A 15,962-nucleotide genomic window follows, 5' to 3' on the forward strand; every position below is an offset into this window, starting at 1 on the left:
CGCGGCGTAGTGAAGGTGAGCGAATGATGGTTCGCTCCCGCACCGCGAGGCTTGAATGCTTGCACCGGTGGCGGTTTCCAGCGCCTCCGGTATCCGCAATCGATACTTTTTGGGGTGTTTCAGCTGGCCAGCAGGGCGCTCACGCGCTGGCGCAGCGCGTCGGGCTGCACCTCGGCCGGCGGCACGGGGGCGCCGACGTTCAGGCCCACGCGGCTGAAGAAGCCGCGGCGGAAGGGCCTGGCCATGGCCACGCGCTCGCCGCCGCGCAGCTCGATGCGGCTGAAGTACGAGCCCCACAGGTTGGTGAGCGCCATCGGAATCACCGGCGGCTCGATGCCCTGGGCGCGCGCGCCCTCGAGGATCTTCATCACGCCGCCCTTGAAGGGCTGCAGTTCGCCGTCGCGCGTGATCGCACCCTCGGGGAAGATGGCGAGTAGGTCGCCCTCGCGCAGCACCTCCTGCGCCTTCGCGAACGCCGCCTCGTAGGCCGCCGGGTCGTCCTTCTGCGGCGCGATCGGAATCGCCTTGGCCAGCTTGAACAGCCAGCCCAGCACCGGCACCCTGAAGATGCGGTGGTCCATGATGAATCGGATCGGCCGCGGGCTCGCCGCCATCAGCAGCACCGCGTCGATGAAGCTCACGTGGTTGCACACCAGCACGGCCGCGCCTTCGGTGGGAATGTGCGTCTCGCCCTTGATGTCGAAGCGGTAGACGAAGCGCGACAGCACCCAGGCCACGAAGCGCAGCAGGTACTCCGGCACCAGCATGAAGATGTAGAACGCCACCACCGCGTTGGCGATGCCGGTGAACAGGAAGATCTGCGGAATGGTGAAGCCCGCGCCCAGCAGCGCGCCCGCGATGACCGAGCTGCCGATCATGAAGAGTGCGTTGAGGATGTTGTTCGCCGCGATGATGCGCGCGCGGTGCGTCGGCTGGCTGCGCAGCTGGATCAGCGCGTACATCGGCACGCTGTAGAGCCCCGCGAACAGCGACAGCAGCGCGAGGTCGGCCATCACGCGCCAGTGCGCGGGCTGGTGCAAGAAGGCGCCGATGCCCATGTCGTGCGTGGCGGGCGCGAGGCCGCGCGAGGCGAAGTACAGGTCGATCGCGAACACGCTCATGCCGATGGCGCCCAGCGGCACCAGGCCGATCTCCACCTGCCGGCGACTGAGCGTCTCGCACAGCAGCGAGCCGACGCCGATGCCCACCGAGAACACCACCAGCAGCAGCGAGGCCACCTGCTCGTCGCCGTGCAGCACTTCCTTGGCGAAGCTGGGGAACTGGCTCAGGAACACCGCGCCGAAGAACCACATCCACGAGATGCCCAGCAGCGAGCGGAACACCACCACGTTCTGGTTCGCGAGCTTGAGGTTGCGCCAGGTCTCGCTGATCGGGTTCCAGTTGATGACCAGCCCAGGGTCGGTGGCCGGCGCCCTCGGGATGGCCTGCGCCACGCCCCGGCCCACCAGCGCCAGCAGCACGCAGCCCACGGCCACGCTCGTGTGGCCGACGTTCGGCAGGGCCACCAGCAACCCGCCCGCCACCTGCCCGAGCAGGATGGCGACGAAGGTGCCCATCTCGACCATGCCGTTGCCGCCGGTGAGCTCGCGCGCGTCGAGCACCTGCGGCAGGTAGGCGAACTTCACCGGCCCGAACAGCGTGGAGTGCAGCCCCATGAGGAACACGCAGCCCAGCAGCACCACCGCGTTGGCCGTGACGAAGCCCCAGGCGGCGATCAGCATGATCACGATCTCGAGGTCCTTGACGAAGCGGATCATCTTCGTCTTGTCGAACTTGTCGGTGAGCTGGCCGGAGGTGGCCGAGAACAGCAGGAAGGGAAGGATGAAGAGCGCGCCGATCACAAGGCCCGCCATCGACGGCGGCATCCAGCTCAGCTGGAGCTGGTAGGTCACCATGACGGTGAAGGCGAACTTGAAGAGGTTGTCGTTCGCCGCGCCCGCGAACTGGGTCCAGAAGAAGGGCGCGAAGCGCCGCTGGCCGAGGAGCGCGAACTGGTTGGCGTGGGCGTTCTCCTCGTGGGCCACGGGCGTGGCCTCGGCTGCGGCGGCGGGATTTGTCATTCGAAGAGTGCTCCTCATGCGGCCACGGCGGCGGCGCCCGGATTGTGCCGCAGCGCGGCTTCCCAGCGCATCTCCAGCTTGCGCAGCGCGAACACCACGGGCAGCCCGGCGAGCGAGGCCGTCAGGTGCTTGAGCGTGTGGCCCGACACCGTCTGCTGCGTGAATTCGTATATCTGGTGGTCGGCCATCTCGAAGCCCTTGGCCAGCACGTAGAAGAAGATCACCCAGCCCAGCTTCAGCCCCACCGACTTGCGCATCGGCGTAGCCAGCGCCAGCGTCAGCACCAGCGCCATGCCGCCGAACTGCACCAGCGCCCAGGGCATGACGTTGCCTGTCTCCTGGAACACCTCGGCCGACAGCAGCCCGGCCGTCAGCACGAACCAGGCGGCGGGCCAGCCGGCGCGCTGGCTCACCCGCTCGCACACCGCCACGCCGATCAGCCCGGCGAAGGCCACCGCCATGCCGGCGCGGTCGGCGGCGAGCCGGGGGCCGTCGGGCATGAGGTGGTAGAAGGCCGAGCCGGTGGCGGTGGCGATCAGGCCGGCAAAGAAGAGCCAGGCGCAGTCGAGCGTGTTGTCCGGCGGGTCGCTGGCCGGCGGGGCCAGCGGGAACTGCGAGAGCGCCTCCTGGTGCGAGCGGTCGATGCGGTTGAGCCGGTACAGGCCCCACAGGCCGATCACCACGAAGGGGAGGTTGCTCAGCACGTCCATGGCGTTGGGCAGCCCGTGCCAGCCGCGGGTGTCGGCGAACACCGATGCGATGGCGACATCGGCGGCCGGCAGCTCGGGGCCGAAGAAGCCGATCAGCGCGAGCAGCGCGAAGGCGAAAAGCAGCCCGCGTTCGCGGCGGCTGAGGGAGGGCAGAAGCATGGCGGTCCTCGGTGGTGGTCTGAACTGGCGCGGAATTTAGGGTCCGCACCCCTCCAGAGGCATCGAGAATCGATACGAGGTACTAATTCACACCCGGTGGTATCTCCAATTGATACTCCCTGGCGCCCGTGTACGCTTCCGCCCCATGAGTACCACCGTCGATCTCGTCCAGGCCCTGAAGAACGAACTCAAGAACGCCCGCATGACCTACGCCGACCTGGCGCGGTCGCTCGACATGGCCGAATCCAGCGTCAAGCGGATGCTGGCCAAGAGCGACATGCCGCTGTCCCGCGTGGACGCCATCTGCCGGGCGCTGAAGATCGATTTCGCCGAGCTGGCGCGCCGGGTGGCCGACGCCCAGCCGCTCCTGAAGGAGCTGACGCACGAGCAGGAGAAGGCCGTGGTCAAGGACAAGAAGCTGCTGCTGGTGGCCATCAGCGTGCTGAGCCAGTGGACGCTGGAGCAGATCGTGGCGGCCTACCGCGTGAGCGAGGCCGAGTGCATCGGCTTTCTGGCGCAGCTCGACCGCATCGGCATCATCGAGCTGCGCCCGCTCAACCGGTATCGCCTGAAGCTCGCCAAGACTTTCCGCTGGCGCCCGCACGGCCCGGTGATGGAGTTCTTCCGCGAGAACGTGGTGCTCGACTACTACAAGGGCGGCTTCGACGGCCCCGCCGAGGGCCTGCTGCTGGTGCACGGCCAGATCAGCCGCTCGCTGGCGCCCGCCTTCCTGGAACGCCTGCAGCGCGTGGCGCAGGACTTCGCCCAGCAGCACCAGACCGACCAGAAACTGGCCGCCAAGGACCGCGAGGGCTACACGCTGCTGCTGGGGATGCGGAACTGGGAGTTCGAAGCCTTCACGCGGCTCCGTCGAGCCTGAGGCTCAATCCAGGAACACCGAGGAACCGGCTCTGCCGGGCCTCTGGTGTTGCCCCCGGCAGGGGGTTGGCGAAGCGACACGAAGTGCGCGCAGCCTGGGGGCGAGCCCTATTTGGCGGATTCGAGGGTGTCGCGCATGGTGCGCGCGGCAGTCTTGGCCGCCTCGGCGAAATCGTCGCCCGACGAGGCGTAGATGATCGCGCGCGACGAGTTCACGACGATCGGCGCATCGGGGCGCCAGCCGGCTCGCACCGTGGCGACGGCATCGCCGCCCTGGGCGCCGACGCCGGGGATCAGCAGCGGCACCGTCGGCGCGAGTTCGCGCACGCGCTCGATCTCGGCGGGGTAGGTCGCGCCCACCACCAGGCCGAGCTGGCCGTTGAGGTTCCACGGCCCCTGCGCCAGCCTGGCCACGTGTTCGTAGAGGAAGGGCTGCCCTTCGACGTCCGCCAGCCGCTGGCCCTGCAGGTCGGAGCCGCCGGGGTTGCTGGTGCGGCACAGCAGGAAAGCGCCCTTGCCTTCGTGCTTGAGGTACGGAGCGACCGAGTCGAATCCCATGAAGGGCGACAGCGTCACCGCATCGGCGCCGTAGCGCTCGAAGGCTTCCAGGGCGTACTGCTCGGCGGTGGAGCCGATGTCGCCGCGCTTGGCGTCGAGGATCACGGGCACGTCGGGCGTGTTCCTGCGCATGTGCTCCATCAGCTTTTCGAGCTGGGCTTCGGCGCGATGCGCGGCGAAGTAGGCGATCTGCGGCTTGAAGGCGATGACCAGGTCGGCCGTGGCGTCGACGATGCGGGCGCAGAAGTCGTAGATGCGGCTGGCGTCACCCTTGAACTGTCCCGGGAACCTGGCGGGCTCGGGATCGAGCCCCACGCAAAGCAAAGAACCGTTTTTTTGCTGTGCGGCGGCCAGCTTGTCGAGGAAAGTCATGGGCCGTGATTTTAATTGGCCCGTCGCCTGGGCTCAGTTCGGGCCGGGCGAGTGCTGCTCGGCGGCCAGGCAGAGGTCGGCCCAGGCGCGGGCCTTGTCCGCCGGATTGCGCAGCAGGTAGGCCGGGTGGTAGGTGGCGACCACGCAGGCTCCTTCGATGGAATCCAGCGGCACGATGCGTCCGCGCAGCTTGCCGAGCGGGTCGCCGCTGCGCATCAGGCTCTGCGCGGCCAGCGGCCCCATGGCCAGCACGACGCGCGGGGCGATCGCCGCCGCATGCTCGCCGAAGGCTTCGTCCATGGCGCGCGGGCTGCCGGGCTGGCCGGAGGCCACGCCGCGGTGGGTGCGCATGAGGTGCACGGGCGTGCTGCCGTCGTGCAGCTTCAGGGCGCGCAGCATGTTGTCGAGCAGGCGGCCGGCATCGCCCGCGAAGGCATCGCCGTGGCGGCCGTCGGCTTCGGGCGGCATGTCGGCGACGACCAGCCAGCCGCCCTGCACGGCATCGGCGGCGCCGACATCGGCATAGAGGCGGCAGGGAGCTTCGACCAGCACGGCCGCGCCCTGCGTGACTGGCGCGGCGGCACGGGGAGCTGGCGCAGAGGCCTGCACCGGAGGGGCGACAGGCCGGGCAACGGGCGGTGACGGTGCGGCCACCGGCATTTCGGCCTCCTGGCGCTCGTCGACGGTGGGCATGTCCTCCTCGACCGGCGCCGGAGCTTGCGGCGCTGCCGCCACCTCGACCGCCTCGGGAACGGGCCACCAGACCTTCACCCCCATCTCGTCGAGCATGGCGCGCTGGCGGGCGTCCAGCCTCAGCGTCTGCACGGCGGCGCTCATCGCAGGCCTCCCCAGGCCGTCGGGCTTTCGTTCAGGCGCAGGCTCATGACGACAGCGTCCTCGCGCTTGCCGCCGTGCGCCGGGTAGTAGCCCTTGCGCACGCCGACGCTGCGGAAGCCCTGGCGCAGGTAGATGTCGAGCGCGCGCTGGTTGCTCTGGCGCACTTCGAGCCAGAGCCACTGGGCGCCCTCGGCGCGCGACCAGCCGCCCAGCGCCTCGAGCATGAGCGGCGCCCAGCCCTGGCGCTGGAAGGCCGGCGCCACGGTGATGTTCAGCAGGTGCACCTCGTCGACGCCCTTCATGGCGACGAAGTAGCCGATCAGCGTCTCGCCCAGCTGCGTGACCGGCGAATCCACGCCCGGCGCCGTGCCGGGGGCCAGCAGGCACTGGCAGTGGTAGCCCACGGCCATGGAATCGGTGAAGTTGGCGCGCGTCCAGGGGTGGCTGTAGGCCGTCTGCTCGACCGCGCAGACGGCATCGATCCGCTCGACGGTGAGCGGTTCGAGGCGGGCTTCGACGGGCTGGAGGACGGCGCTCATGCGAGGGTGGCTAGCGTTGTGCTGCGGCAGCCTTGATGGCGGCGCGCTCTTCTGTGGTTTGCGCCACTTTATCGCGAACATAGAGCGGCCAGGCCTGCGCGGCCGGCACGGTGCGCCCGGCGGCGAGCAGCGCGGGCGCCAGCCGCAGCATGGCCGCGGCCATCGGCAGCGCCTCGTGGCGGGCGGCGGCCGGGGCCAGTCGCGAACCGTAGGCGGCGAAGGCATTGCCGGCGAGCGCCCAGCCGGCAGGCACTTCGAGCTCCTCGGGCGCCAGCAGCAGCGGCTCTTCGCCGCCCTCGGGCTGACCCAGCGGGCCGTGCGCCGCGAAGTCGTAGCGCGCGGCGTAGACCTGCTCCATGCGCGCGTCCAGCGCCGCCACCACCTGCTGCGCGTCGAAGGCATGGCGCGCTTCCTCGGCCACCGCGAGCAGCGTATCGACCGGCAGCAGCGGCACCTTGGCGCCGTAGGCCAGGCCCTGCGCCACCGAGCAGGCGGTGCGCAGCCCCGTGAAGGAGCCCGGGCCGCGGCCGAAGGCGATGGCGTCGAGCTCGGCCAGCGCGAGCCCGGCTTCGCCCAGCAGCTGCCGGATCAGCGGAAGAAGGGTGCTGGAGGCCTGCGCGCCGCCGGCGCCCTCGTGCGCCAGCAGCCTGTCGCCATGCAGCACGGCCACGGACAGGTGTTCGGTGCTGGTGTCGAAGGCGAGCAGCTTGGGCGAGAAGGGAGACATCCCTGCGATTATCGAGCGCCGGGCAATTCCGAAGCCCCGCCTGCGGTATCGGCAGCTTTCCCGCCGTCGGCATCGTCGCTGCGCAGGATCGCCAGCCCCGCCCGGCGCAGCGGCACCAGCGCCGCTGCCGGCGCCTGCGGCGAAACCAGCAGCGTGCCGGCCGACGCCACCGGGTTGACCACCCAGGCCGAGGCAGCGCCGATCTTTTCCGAGGACGCCATCACCACCGTCTCGGCCGCCGAGCCCATCAGCGCGCGCTTGATCTCGGCTTCCTCCAGGTCGCCGGTGGTCAGCCCGGCCTCGGCGTGCACGCCGGTGACGCCCATGAAGTAGGTGTCAGCGTGGATGCGCGAGATGGCCGCCATCGCCGCCGAGCCCACCGCCACCATCGAGTGGCGGAAGAGCCGCCCGCCGATCAGCACCACCTCGATGCCCGCATGCGAGGCCAGTTCCACCGCCACCGACGGGCTGTGCGTGACCACCGTGGCGCGCAGGTTCGCCGGCAGGTGGCGAGCGAGCTGCACGGCGGTGGTGCCGCCGTCGATGAACACCACCTGCCCCGGCTTCACCAAGCGCGCGGCGGCGCGGCCGATGGCCACCTTTTCGTCGGGCGCGAGCTGCTGGCGGCCGGCGAAGTCGGCCTCGGCCGCCGCCAGCGGCAGCGCGCCGCCGTGCACGCGCAGCAGGAGGCCCTCGCCCGCCAGCTCGCGCAGGTCGCGGCGGATGGTGTCTTCCGACAGGCCCAGTTCTTCACTGAGCGACTTGGCGACGACATTGCCGTCGCGCCGCAGGACCGAGAGGATGTGTTGCTTGCGCTGGCTGGTGAGCATCGGGCGATGGTATCGGCTCGCGCCGCTTTCTGCACGATTTTTCTTGTTATTGCACGAACATGCACATATGCTCGGCGCATGACCATCCACGACCGCGTCCGGGTGCACGAAGTCACCCTGCTCTCCGACAACTGGTACACGCTGCGCACCACCGCCTTCGACTGGCGCCGCAACGACGGCCAGTGGCAGCGCATGCACCGCGAGACCTACGACCGCGGCAACGGCGCCACCCTGCTGCCCTACAACCTGCAGCGGCGCACGGTGCTGCTCACGCGCCAGTTCCGCTACCCGGCTTTCGTCAACGGCCATGACGACCTGCTGATCGAGGCCGCCGCCGGCCTGCTCGACGACGCGGCACCCGAGGAGCGCATCCGCGCCGAGGTCGAGGAAGAGCTCGGCTACCGGCTGGGCGAGGTGCGCAAGGTGTTCGAGTGCTTCATGAGCCCGGGCTCGGTCACCGAGAAGCTGCATTTCTTCGTCGCGCCCTACGAGTCGTCGATGCGCGTCGGCGAAGGCGGCGGGCTGGCCGAGGAAGGCGAGGACATCGAGGTGCTCGAAACCGGCATCGACGAGGCGCTGGCCATGGTGGCCGACGGCCGCATCGCGGACGCCAAGACGGTGATGCTGCTGTATCACGCGAAGCTGCATGTTTTCCCGCCGGGATAATGGGCGGATGCCTTCTGCCTTTCGCCGCGCGGCCTGCGCACTGACTCTCGCAACGCTGTCGTCCGCCGGCGCGTTCGCCCAGCAAGCCCTCCCCACCCAGGTCGACGCCGCCCTCGCCCGCGCCAAGGTGCCGCGCGAGTCGGTGACCATGCTGGTCGCCGAGGCCGACGGCACGCGCCAGCCGCGCCTGGCGTGGCGCACGCAGGCGCAGGTGAACCCGGCGTCGATCATGAAGCTGGTGACCACCTACGCCGCGCTCGACCTGCTCGGCGCCGCCTACAGCTGGACCACGCCGGTCTACGTCGACGGCACGGTGAACAACGGCGTGCTCAACGGCAACCTCTACATCAAGGGCCAGGGCGATCCGAAGCTGGTGCTGGAGCGCGTGTGGCTGCTGCTGCGCCACGTGCAGGGGCTGGGCATCACCACGGTGAGCGGCGACATCGTCCTCGACCGCGGCGCCTTCGAGACCACGGTGGAGGGCGACCCCGCCGCCTTCGACGGCGAGCCGCTGCGCCCCTACAACGCCTCGCCCGACGCGCTGCTGGTGAACTTCAAGTCGGTCAACATGACCTTCGCGCCCGACCGCGCCGGCCAGGTCGCGCGCGTGAGCTACGAGCCTCCGCTGGCCAGCGTAGCCATGCCGCAGACCGTGGCGCTGGTGCCCGGCGAATGCGGCGACTGGCGCGGCACGCTGCGCGCCGACTTCTCCGACGTGAACCGCATCCGCTTCAACGGCGGCTTTCCCAGCGGCTGCGGCGAGAAGAGCTGGGCCGTGGCCTATGGCGACCCGCGCACCTATGCCATGCGCGCCATCGGAGGCATGTGGGCCGAGATGGGCGGGCGCGTCGGCGGGCAGATGCGCGAGGGGCGCGTGCCGGCGGGGCTGAAGCCGGCGTTCGAGTTCGAGTCGCCGCCGCTGGCGGAGGTGATCCGCGACGTCAACAAGTACAGCAACAACGTGATGGCGCAGCAGCTGTTCCTCACCATCGGGCTGGCGCAGAAGAACCGCGGCACCTTCGAGGCCTCGCGCGCGGCCATGGGCCAGTGGTGGCGCGATCGCATCGGCACGGGCGAGGCGCAGCCGGTGTTCGAGAACGGCTCGGGCCTGTCGCGCGACGAGCGCATCAGCGCCGCCGCGCTCGGCAGGATGCTGCAGGTGGCATGGCGCTCGCCGGTGATGCCGGAGCTGATGTCCTCGCTGCCGGCCATGGGCGTGGACGGCACGCTGAAGAGGCGCTCGCTGCGCTCCGGCGGCTCGGCGCACCTGAAGACCGGCACGCTGCGCGATTCCTCCGGCGTGGCCGGCTACGTGGACGGCGCGAGCGGCCGGCGCTACGTGCTCGTGGCCATCGCCAACGGCGAGAACGCCGGGGCCGCGCGCGCGGCCTTCGACGCGCTGGTCGACTGGGCCTCGCAGGACAACTGAAGGCTTCCCGCTGGCCTGTAGCGCTGAGTACTGAAAACTTCTGAGGGCAAACGCCCGGTTGCGCGCGGCCTTGCCGCTGCACAGAATCGGACGGTCGTTCGATTCCACGCAAGCCAGGCGCCGACCGGCGCAGGAGACATCACTTGAACCAGCCTCAAACCCAGCCCTCCCGCCCCCTGCGCAAGACCGCCGCCTTCACGGCCGTCGCAAGCGCCGCGACATTGCTGCTGCTCGCCGCCTGCGGCGGGGGTGGCGGAGGCGGGGGAGGCATCGGCATCGGCGTGGGCGTCCCCCCGCCCGCGGCAGACAACGGCCGGGGCTCGGTGGTCACCGACCCGCCCGAGAAGACAGCCGCGCTGACGGCCACGCAGTTCACCGCCAGCCTGCAGGCCAGCGACCAGGGCAAGGCCCTGCTGCAGGTGGCGGGCACGCCCAAGTGCGGCGTGGACCTGCGCTACCTCGAATACCGCACCGTCGGCGCGAAGAACGAGGCCACCAACGCCACCGCCGCCATCATGGTGCCCACCGGCTCCGACGTGGCCTGCAGCGGCCAGCGCCCGGTGGTGCTCTATGCCCATGGCACCACCGCCGCCAAGGCCTACAACCTCGCCAAGTGGACCGACAGCACGCAGGCGGCCGCCGGCGAGGGCCTGATGATTGCCGCCATGTTCGCGGCGCAGGGCTACATCGTGGTGGCGCCCAACTACGCGGGCTACGACAAGTCGACGCTGCCCTACCACCCGTACCTCGACGGCGACCAGCAGGGCAAGGACATGGTCGACGCGCTCACCGCGGCGCGCAAGACCTTCTCGGGCATCGGCGCGAACGACGCGGGCTCGCTCTTCATCACCGGCTACTCGCAGGGCGGCTACGTGGCGATGGCGGCGCACCGCGAGATGCAGGCCACGGGCAAGGCGGTGACGGCGTCGGCGCCGCTGTCGGCGCCCTCGGCCATCAGCCTGCTGACCGACTACACCTACCTGGGCTGGCCGGCGCTGGGCGCCACGCTGTTCGTGCCGCTGCTGTCGACGAGCTGGCAGCAGCAGTTCGGCAACGTCTACGGCTCCACCAGCGACGTGTACGAAGCGCAGTACGCCAGCGGCATCGACACGCTGCTGCCCAGCACCTCGCCCGGCACCTTGTTCAGCAGCGGCAAGCTGCCCCAGCTCGCGCTGTTCCCGGCGAACGCCACGCCGGGGCCGGTGAGCCCGGAGTTGTCGATCTTCTACGGCGCCAACAACCTCATCAAGCAGAGCTTCCTGACGCAGGCGGCGGGCGACATCCAGGGCAACCCCTGCCCCGGCAACGCGCTGCCGGCCACGGCCGCTTCGCTGAGCACCACCTCGCCGCTGGACTGCAAGCCTTCCACCGGCTTCCGCAAGGCCGCCATCGCCAACGACCTGCGCAACTGGGTGCCGACCCGGCCGATGCTGATGTGCGGCGGCGCCAACGACCCGACGGTGAACTTCGTGAGCACCCGCGCCACCTCGGGCTACTTCCGCGCCAAGGGCATGCCGTCCAGCATTCTGTCCGTGGTGGACCTGGAGGACTCGGCGGCCATCGACGCCTACTCCACCGCCCGCGCCGGCTTCGCGCAGGCCAAGGCACTGCTCGCGCAGAACACCTCGGGCAGCGCATCGGACAAGGCCCAGGCCGTCACGCTGGCGTACCACGGCACGCTGGCACCGCCGTTCTGCCTGGCGTCGGCCCGTGGCTTCTTCCAGGGCGTGCTCGCAGCCGGAGGCTGAACGAAGAGCCCATTCCAGGAACACCGCGGAACCGGCTTTGCCGGGCCGCTGGTGTTGCCCCCCTGCAAGGGGGTGGGCGGCCACACGAAGTGGGCAAGCCTGGGGGTTAGCCAGGTTTAAGCGGCCGATGCGCGCTGCAAGCGGTCTTTCACGCCTTCCCATTCGTGCGTGTCGGGCGGCGTCTCGACCCAGATCAGCTTGACGCCCTGCGCGTCGAACTCGCGCAGCACTGCGAACAGCAGCTGCGCGCTGGCCGCCGCGTCGTCGGGCATGCGCCGCAGCAGCACGCGCTGCGAGCGGCTGCGCACCGCAGCGCGCGACCAGACTGCGATGTGGGCGGCGTTCGCGCCGAGCACGTCGAGGCCGGTCTGGATCGACTTGGCATCCATCAGCCGCACCTTGGCGTTCGGGGCGTAGTGCGCTTCGAGCGTGCCCGATGCGCGCGGATCGGGCGTCTCGAGCACCTCGCGGTCGGCGAGCTTCTCGCCGCAGGCGGCCTCGATCTGGGCACGCGTGATGAGGCCGGGGCGCAGCAGCACGGGCGCGCCACGGCTGCAGTCGACGATGGTCGACTCGATGCCCACGTCGCAGGGGCCGCCGTCGATCACCAGCAGCTCGTCGCCGAACTCGTCGTGCACGTGCTGGGCGGTGGTCGGGCTGACGCGGCCGAAGCGGTTGGCACTCGGCCCCGCGAGGCCGGGCACGCCCTGCTCGGCGCAGGCTTCGAGCAGCGCCTGCGCCACCGGATGCGAGGGGCAGCGCAGGCCGATGGTGTCCTGCCCGCCCGCAGCCGCGGCACCCACGCCGGGCTGGCGCGTGACGATCAGCGTGAGCGGCCCCGGCCAGAAGGCCTGCACCAGCTTCTGCGCGAAGGGCGGCAGCGGCTGCGCGAAGCGCGAGAGCGACTCCGTGCCCTTGGTGCCGGCCGCCACGTGGACGATCAGCGGATGGTCCGACGGCCGGCCCTTGGCCTCGAAGATGCCGGCGACGGCGGTGTCGCTGCTCGCGTCCGCGCCCAGGCCGTAGACGGTCTCGGTCGGGAAGGCCACCAGCCCGCCGGCACGCAACACGCGCGCGGCCTCGGCGATGGCTTCGGGAGAGCGGCCGTCGAGGATCATGCGAGATCGGCGGTGGCCACCGCCGGCAGGCCCAGCAGCAGCGCCGCCTGCGAAGCCGTGGCGCGCACCGCCTCCAGCGTGGCGCCGGTCAGCGTGAGGTGGCCCATCTTGCGGCCGCGGCGGGGTTCGATCTTTCCGTAGAGATGCAGATGCGCGCCGGGCAGCGCGAGCACCTCGCTCCAGCGCGGCGCGACAGGCTTGTCGGCCTTGTTGTCGGCGCCCCCGGGGAACCACAGGTCGCCCAGCAGGTTGAGCATGATGGCCGGGCTGTGCTGGCGCGGCGCGGCCAGCGGCAGGCCCGCGAGCGTGCGCACCTGCAGCTCGAACTGCGAGACGTCGCAGGCTTCCATGGTGTAGTGGCCGCTGTTGTGCGGGCGCGGCGCCATTTCGTTGACCACCAGCGAGCCGTCGGCCAGCGCGAAGAACTCGACGCACAGCACGCCGACGTAGCCCAGGCCATTGGCGATGCTCTTGGCCGAGTTGATGGCGCCCTGCGCCACCGTCTTGGGCATGTTCTGCGGGTGCACCTCGGTCACGGCCAGGATGCCGTCTCGGTGCAGGTTGCGCTGCGGCGGGAAGTGCACGATCTGGCCGTCGCGGCCGCGCGCGAGGATGACCGAGCACTCGAATTCGAGCGGCAGCATCTTCTCGAGCACGCAGGGCACGCAGCCCGCGGCCTGCCAGGCCTCGACCAGCTCGTCGCGCGTCTTCACGCGCTGCTGGCCCTTGCCGTCGTAGCCCAGGCGCGCGGTCTTGAGGATGCCGGGCAGCAGGTTGTCGTCGATGGCGGCGAGCTGCGCGGCCGTTTCGATGACGGCGTAGGGCGCGCAGGGCACGCCGCAGCGGGTGAAGTGCGCCTTCTCGGCGATGCGGTCCTGCGCGATGGCGATGGCCGGCGCGGCGGGCGACACCGGGCGCGCCACCGCGAGATGCTCCAGCGAGGGCGCGGGCACGTTCTCGAACTCGGTGGTCACCGCGTCGGCCAGGCCGGCCAGACGGGCGAGGCCGTCGACGTCGTCGTAGTCGGTATGGATGTGATGATGGCTCACGCGGCCGGCGGGGCTGTCGGTGTCGGGGTCGAGCACCGCGGTGAAGTAGCCCATGCGCTGGGCGGCATGGACGAACATCCGCCCCAGCTGTCCGCCGCCGAGCACGCCGAGCGTGGCGCCCGGGAGGATCGGCAGGTCGCCGTTGCGGCCGCTCACAGGGCACCCCCGCCTTGCGGCGAGAAGGGAGATACGGGAGCTGCCTCGCCGGCGGGCGGCGGGGGCAGGGTCATGGCCTCGGCGGCCGCCGTCTGCGCGGCGCGGAAGGCGTCGAGCTTCGCGCGCAGGGCCGGGTCGTTCACCGCCAGCATCGACACCGCGAACAGCGCCGCGTTGGCCGCGCCGGCATTGCCGATGGCGAAGGTGGCGACCGGCACGCCCTTGGGCATCTGCACGATGCTGTAGAGCGAATCGACGCCCTGCAGGTGGCGGCTGGCCACCGGCACGCCGAGCACCGGCACCGTGGTTTTCGACGCCAGCATGCCCGGCAGGTGGGCCGCGCCACCCGCGCCGGCGATGATCGCGGCAAGGCCGCGCCCGGCGGCGCTTTCGGCATATTCGAAGAGCGTGTCGGGCATCCGGTGGGCCGAGACCACCCTGGCTTCGTGCCCGATTCCGAATTGCTGGAGAATCTCGACCGCGTTGCGCATCGTCTCCCAATCGGAGTTCGAGCCCATCACTACACCGACCTGAATGGTTTCGTTCATGGTTTCAATTTTACGTTTCACCCCCAGCTGGTTCCGATGATCGACATCACTCTCGAAAATTTCCAGGCCGAACTGATCGAAGCCTCGGTCGCCACGCCGGTGCTGCTGGACATCTGGGCCGAATGGTGCGGCCCCTGCAAGCAGCTCGGCCCGGTGCTCGAAAAGCTCGAAGTCGAGTACGGCGGTCGCTTCACGCTGGCCAAGCTCGACGCCGACAAGGTGCCGCAGATTTCCTCGCAGCTGTCCGAGATGTTCGGCGTGCGCAGCATCCCCTTCTGCGTGATGTTCAAGGACGGCCAGCCGGTGGACGGCTTCGTCGGCGCCATTCCGGCCGAGAAGATCCGCGAATTCCTCGACAAGCACGTGCCCGGCGCCGACGAAGCCGAAGCCGCCTCCGAGGAAGCGGCTGCTCAGGAAGCGCTGGCCGGTGGCGACACCCAGGGCGCGCTCGAGAAGCTGCAGCACGCGGTGGCCACCGACCCGGCCAACGACGACGCCCGCTTCGACTACGTGAAGCTGCTGCTGCAGGAAGGCCGCATCGACGACGCCAAGGTCGCCTTCGCCCCGGTGATCGCCAAGACATCGCTGGTGCGCCGCTTCGACGCGCTGCAGCGCTGGATGGATGCTATCGATTTCGCAGCACCGCCCACCGGCGCCGCGCCGGCCATCGCCGATTTCGACGCGAAGATCGCCGCCAACAAGCGCGACTTCGACGCCCGCTTCGGCCGCGCCCGCCTGCTGATGGCCGCGCAGCGCTGGACCGACGCGATGGACGAGCTGCTCGACATCCTGATGCGCGACAAGGCCTGGAGCGAAGACCTGGCGCGCAAGACCTACATCGCGATCCTCGACATCATCGAGCCGCCGAAGGTGAAGGTGGCCGACGGGCAGATTCCGCCGGACGACCCGGTGGTGGCCTCGTACCGCCGCCGGCTCAGCAGCATCGTGCTGAGCTGACCGGTTCTCCACTCGGGAAGAAAGCGACCTCCGGGTCGCTTTTTTCATGGTCCGGCGGCAGGGGGCACGGCATTGGCGGGCCAGGCGCCGTCGCATACGATCACGCCCGATTCAACTTGTTGCAGATCGAAAAAGGAACACTGGCCATGCGCTCCTTCGCCCGCCGCACCGCGCTCTTCCCCGCCCTTGCCGCCACTGCCCTGCTGGCCACGCTGGCCGGTTGCGGCAGCGGCATCAGCCTCGACGAGCCGATCGAGGGCCCGGCCTGGCAGCTGGTGCAGCTGGGCGAGGAGCCGGTCGCGCCGGGCAACGGCGCCCAGGTGCAGTTCGACCGCAGCAGCGGACGCGTCAGCGGCTCGGGCGGCTGCAACCGCATCTCGGGCACCTTCACGCGCACCGGCGTCGCCCTGAGGATCGGCCAGATGGCCTCGACCCGCATGGCCTGCACCGATCCGACGCGCGGCGCCAACGAGGCGCAGTTCATCTCGGCGCTGCAGAACACCACGAGCTACCGGCTGGCGGGGCCGAACCGGCTGGCCCTGCTCGATGCCAACGGGCGGACGGCGGCGCTGCTGAGCAGCGGCGGGGGGCGCTGAAGA

The 15,962-nt window shown here is 70.3% G+C and carries 16 protein-coding genes; 6 read left to right on the forward strand and 10 right to left on the reverse strand.

The genetic code is table 11. The features are described 5' to 3' along the window. Positions 1 to 119: 119 nt before the first annotated feature. Together ABL844_RS30675 and ABL844_RS30680 are read right to left on the reverse strand one after the other, a co-directional pair. Positions 120 to 2,081: an MFS transporter gene (locus ABL844_RS30675; protein ID WP_418129969.1), complete on the reverse strand. Its 1,962-nt coding sequence runs from the start codon at positions 2,079 to 2,081 to the stop codon at positions 120 to 122. Between the two features lie 14 nt (positions 2,082 to 2,095). Continuing rightward, complete coding sequence (locus tag ABL844_RS30680) at positions 2,096 to 2,950, reverse strand: hypothetical protein (RefSeq protein WP_369660423.1); 855 nt, start codon at positions 2,948 to 2,950, stop codon at positions 2,096 to 2,098. A 145-nt stretch (positions 2,951 to 3,095) separates the two neighbouring features. On the opposite strand from ABL844_RS30680, the gene ABL844_RS30685 reads away from it, so the two are divergent. Continuing rightward, a complete protein-coding gene (locus tag ABL844_RS30685; protein ID WP_019653935.1) occupies positions 3,096 to 3,830 on the forward strand; it encodes a helix-turn-helix domain-containing protein in 735 nt (244 codons plus the stop codon). Between the two features lie 107 nt (positions 3,831 to 3,937). Here ABL844_RS30685 and pyrF read toward each other — a convergent pair whose 3' ends face one another. From pyrF to ABL844_RS30710, 5 genes are read right to left on the reverse strand one after another with little or no spacing between them, the layout of a single operon-like run. Further along, positions 3,938 to 4,759 carry an orotidine-5'-phosphate decarboxylase gene (pyrF, locus tag ABL844_RS30690; RefSeq protein WP_184639496.1) on the reverse strand — a complete coding sequence of 274 codons (822 nt, stop codon included), beginning with the start codon at positions 4,757 to 4,759 and terminating at the stop codon, positions 3,938 to 3,940. A 33-nt stretch (positions 4,760 to 4,792) separates the two neighbouring features. Further along, a complete protein-coding gene (locus ABL844_RS30695) occupies positions 4,793 to 5,596 on the reverse strand; it encodes a uracil-DNA glycosylase family protein (RefSeq protein ID WP_418129970.1) in 804 nt (267 codons plus the stop codon). Further along, the gene (rimI, locus tag ABL844_RS30700) at positions 5,593 to 6,135 is read right to left on the reverse strand and encodes a ribosomal protein S18-alanine N-acetyltransferase (RefSeq protein WP_126021165.1); all 543 of its coding nucleotides are present in this window, start codon (positions 6,133 to 6,135) and stop codon (positions 5,593 to 5,595) included. The genes ABL844_RS30695 and rimI overlap by 4 nt, the downstream gene beginning before the upstream one ends. A gap of 10 nt (positions 6,136 to 6,145) precedes the next feature. After that, entirely contained in the window at positions 6,146 to 6,862 is a 717-nt protein-coding gene (gene tsaB, locus ABL844_RS30705; protein WP_418129971.1) for a tRNA (adenosine(37)-N6)-threonylcarbamoyltransferase complex dimerization subunit type 1 TsaB, read from the reverse strand. A gap of 8 nt (positions 6,863 to 6,870) precedes the next feature. After that, on the reverse strand, positions 6,871 to 7,692 hold the full coding sequence (locus ABL844_RS30710) for a DeoR/GlpR family DNA-binding transcription regulator (protein ID WP_418123281.1): 822 nt from the start codon (positions 7,690 to 7,692) through the stop codon (positions 6,871 to 6,873). A gap of 78 nt (positions 7,693 to 7,770) precedes the next feature. On the opposite strand from ABL844_RS30710, the gene ABL844_RS30715 reads away from it, so the two are divergent. The 3 genes from ABL844_RS30715 (at position 7,771) to ABL844_RS30725 (ending at position 11,535) form a co-directional block, all read left to right on the forward strand. Beyond that, complete coding sequence (locus ABL844_RS30715) at positions 7,771 to 8,358, forward strand: GDP-mannose pyrophosphatase (RefSeq protein WP_418123282.1); 588 nt, start codon at positions 7,771 to 7,773, stop codon at positions 8,356 to 8,358. A gap of 7 nt (positions 8,359 to 8,365) precedes the next feature. Then, complete coding sequence (gene dacB, locus ABL844_RS30720; RefSeq protein ID WP_418118415.1) at positions 8,366 to 9,787, forward strand: D-alanyl-D-alanine carboxypeptidase/D-alanyl-D-alanine-endopeptidase; 1,422 nt, start codon at positions 8,366 to 8,368, stop codon at positions 9,785 to 9,787. Between the two features lie 143 nt (positions 9,788 to 9,930). Beyond that, positions 9,931 to 11,535 (forward strand): alpha/beta hydrolase family protein, encoded by a 1,605-nt coding sequence (locus tag ABL844_RS30725; RefSeq protein ID WP_369660416.1) that lies wholly within the window; start codon positions 9,931 to 9,933, stop codon positions 11,533 to 11,535. A 116-nt stretch (positions 11,536 to 11,651) separates the two neighbouring features. Here ABL844_RS30725 and ABL844_RS30730 read toward each other — a convergent pair whose 3' ends face one another. From ABL844_RS30730 to purE, 3 genes are read right to left on the reverse strand one after another with little or no spacing between them, the layout of a single operon-like run. Beyond that, entirely contained in the window at positions 11,652 to 12,653 is a 1,002-nt protein-coding gene (locus ABL844_RS30730; RefSeq protein WP_184639481.1) for an L-threonylcarbamoyladenylate synthase, read from the reverse strand. Next, positions 12,650 to 13,858 (reverse strand): 5-(carboxyamino)imidazole ribonucleotide synthase, encoded by a 1,209-nt coding sequence (locus tag ABL844_RS30735; RefSeq protein ID WP_369660415.1) that lies wholly within the window; start codon positions 13,856 to 13,858, stop codon positions 12,650 to 12,652. The genes ABL844_RS30730 and ABL844_RS30735 overlap by 4 nt, the downstream gene beginning before the upstream one ends. Further along, positions 13,855 to 14,406, reverse strand: a complete 552-nt coding sequence (gene purE / locus ABL844_RS30740; RefSeq protein ID WP_019653924.1) for a 5-(carboxyamino)imidazole ribonucleotide mutase — start codon at positions 14,404 to 14,406, stop codon at positions 13,855 to 13,857. The genes ABL844_RS30735 and purE overlap by 4 nt, the downstream gene beginning before the upstream one ends. Before the next feature lie 36 nt (positions 14,407 to 14,442). Between purE and ABL844_RS30745 the strand changes: the two genes are divergently transcribed. Together ABL844_RS30745 and ABL844_RS30750 are read left to right on the forward strand one after the other, a co-directional pair. Further along, a complete protein-coding gene (locus tag ABL844_RS30745; protein ID WP_418118420.1) occupies positions 14,443 to 15,363 on the forward strand; it encodes a tetratricopeptide repeat protein in 921 nt (306 codons plus the stop codon). A gap of 146 nt (positions 15,364 to 15,509) precedes the next feature. Further along, positions 15,510 to 15,959 carry an META domain-containing protein gene (locus ABL844_RS30750; RefSeq protein WP_184639475.1) on the forward strand — a complete coding sequence of 150 codons (450 nt, stop codon included), beginning with the start codon at positions 15,510 to 15,512 and terminating at the stop codon, positions 15,957 to 15,959. Positions 15,960 to 15,962 lie beyond the last annotated feature (3 nt).

Origin of the sequence: Variovorax sp. 278MFTsu5.1 (assembly GCF_048305045.1) — a bacterium.
Taxonomy (GTDB): Bacteria; Pseudomonadota; Gammaproteobacteria; order Burkholderiales; family Burkholderiaceae_C; genus Variovorax; species Variovorax guangxiensis.

What these genes read in the sequence shown, in the direction of transcription:
- ABL844_RS30710 (WP_418123281.1), bottom strand. Translation starts at nt 7,692, where the DNA reads ATGCTCACCAGCCAGCGCAAGCAACACATCCTCTCGGTCCTGCGGCGC.
- ABL844_RS30695 (WP_418129970.1), bottom strand. Translation starts at nt 5,596, where the DNA reads ATGAGCGCCGCCGTGCAGACGCTGAGGCTGGACGCCCGCCAGCGCGCC.
- dacB (WP_418118415.1), top strand. Translation starts at nt 8,366, where the DNA reads ATGCCTTCTGCCTTTCGCCGCGCGGCCTGCGCACTGACTCTCGCAACG.
- ABL844_RS30745 (WP_418118420.1), top strand. Translation starts at nt 14,443, where the DNA reads ATGATCGACATCACTCTCGAAAATTTCCAGGCCGAACTGATCGAAGCC.
- tsaB (WP_418129971.1), bottom strand. Translation starts at nt 6,862, where the DNA reads ATGTCTCCCTTCTCGCCCAAGCTGCTCGCCTTCGACACCAGCACCGAA.
- purE (WP_019653924.1), bottom strand. Translation starts at nt 14,406, where the DNA reads ATGAACGAAACCATTCAGGTCGGTGTAGTGATGGGCTCGAACTCCGAT.
- ABL844_RS30685 (WP_019653935.1), top strand. Translation starts at nt 3,096, where the DNA reads ATGAGTACCACCGTCGATCTCGTCCAGGCCCTGAAGAACGAACTCAAG.
- pyrF (WP_184639496.1), bottom strand. Translation starts at nt 4,759, where the DNA reads ATGACTTTCCTCGACAAGCTGGCCGCCGCACAGCAAAAAAACGGTTCT.
- ABL844_RS30715 (WP_418123282.1), top strand. Translation starts at nt 7,771, where the DNA reads ATGACCATCCACGACCGCGTCCGGGTGCACGAAGTCACCCTGCTCTCC.
- ABL844_RS30675 (WP_418129969.1), bottom strand. Translation starts at nt 2,081, where the DNA reads ATGACAAATCCCGCCGCCGCAGCCGAGGCCACGCCCGTGGCCCACGAG.
- ABL844_RS30750 (WP_184639475.1), top strand. Translation starts at nt 15,510, where the DNA reads ATGCGCTCCTTCGCCCGCCGCACCGCGCTCTTCCCCGCCCTTGCCGCC.
- ABL844_RS30730 (WP_184639481.1), bottom strand. Translation starts at nt 12,653, where the DNA reads ATGATCCTCGACGGCCGCTCTCCCGAAGCCATCGCCGAGGCCGCGCGC.
- rimI (WP_126021165.1), bottom strand. Translation starts at nt 6,135, where the DNA reads ATGAGCGCCGTCCTCCAGCCCGTCGAAGCCCGCCTCGAACCGCTCACC.
- ABL844_RS30680 (WP_369660423.1), bottom strand. Translation starts at nt 2,950, where the DNA reads ATGCTTCTGCCCTCCCTCAGCCGCCGCGAACGCGGGCTGCTTTTCGCC.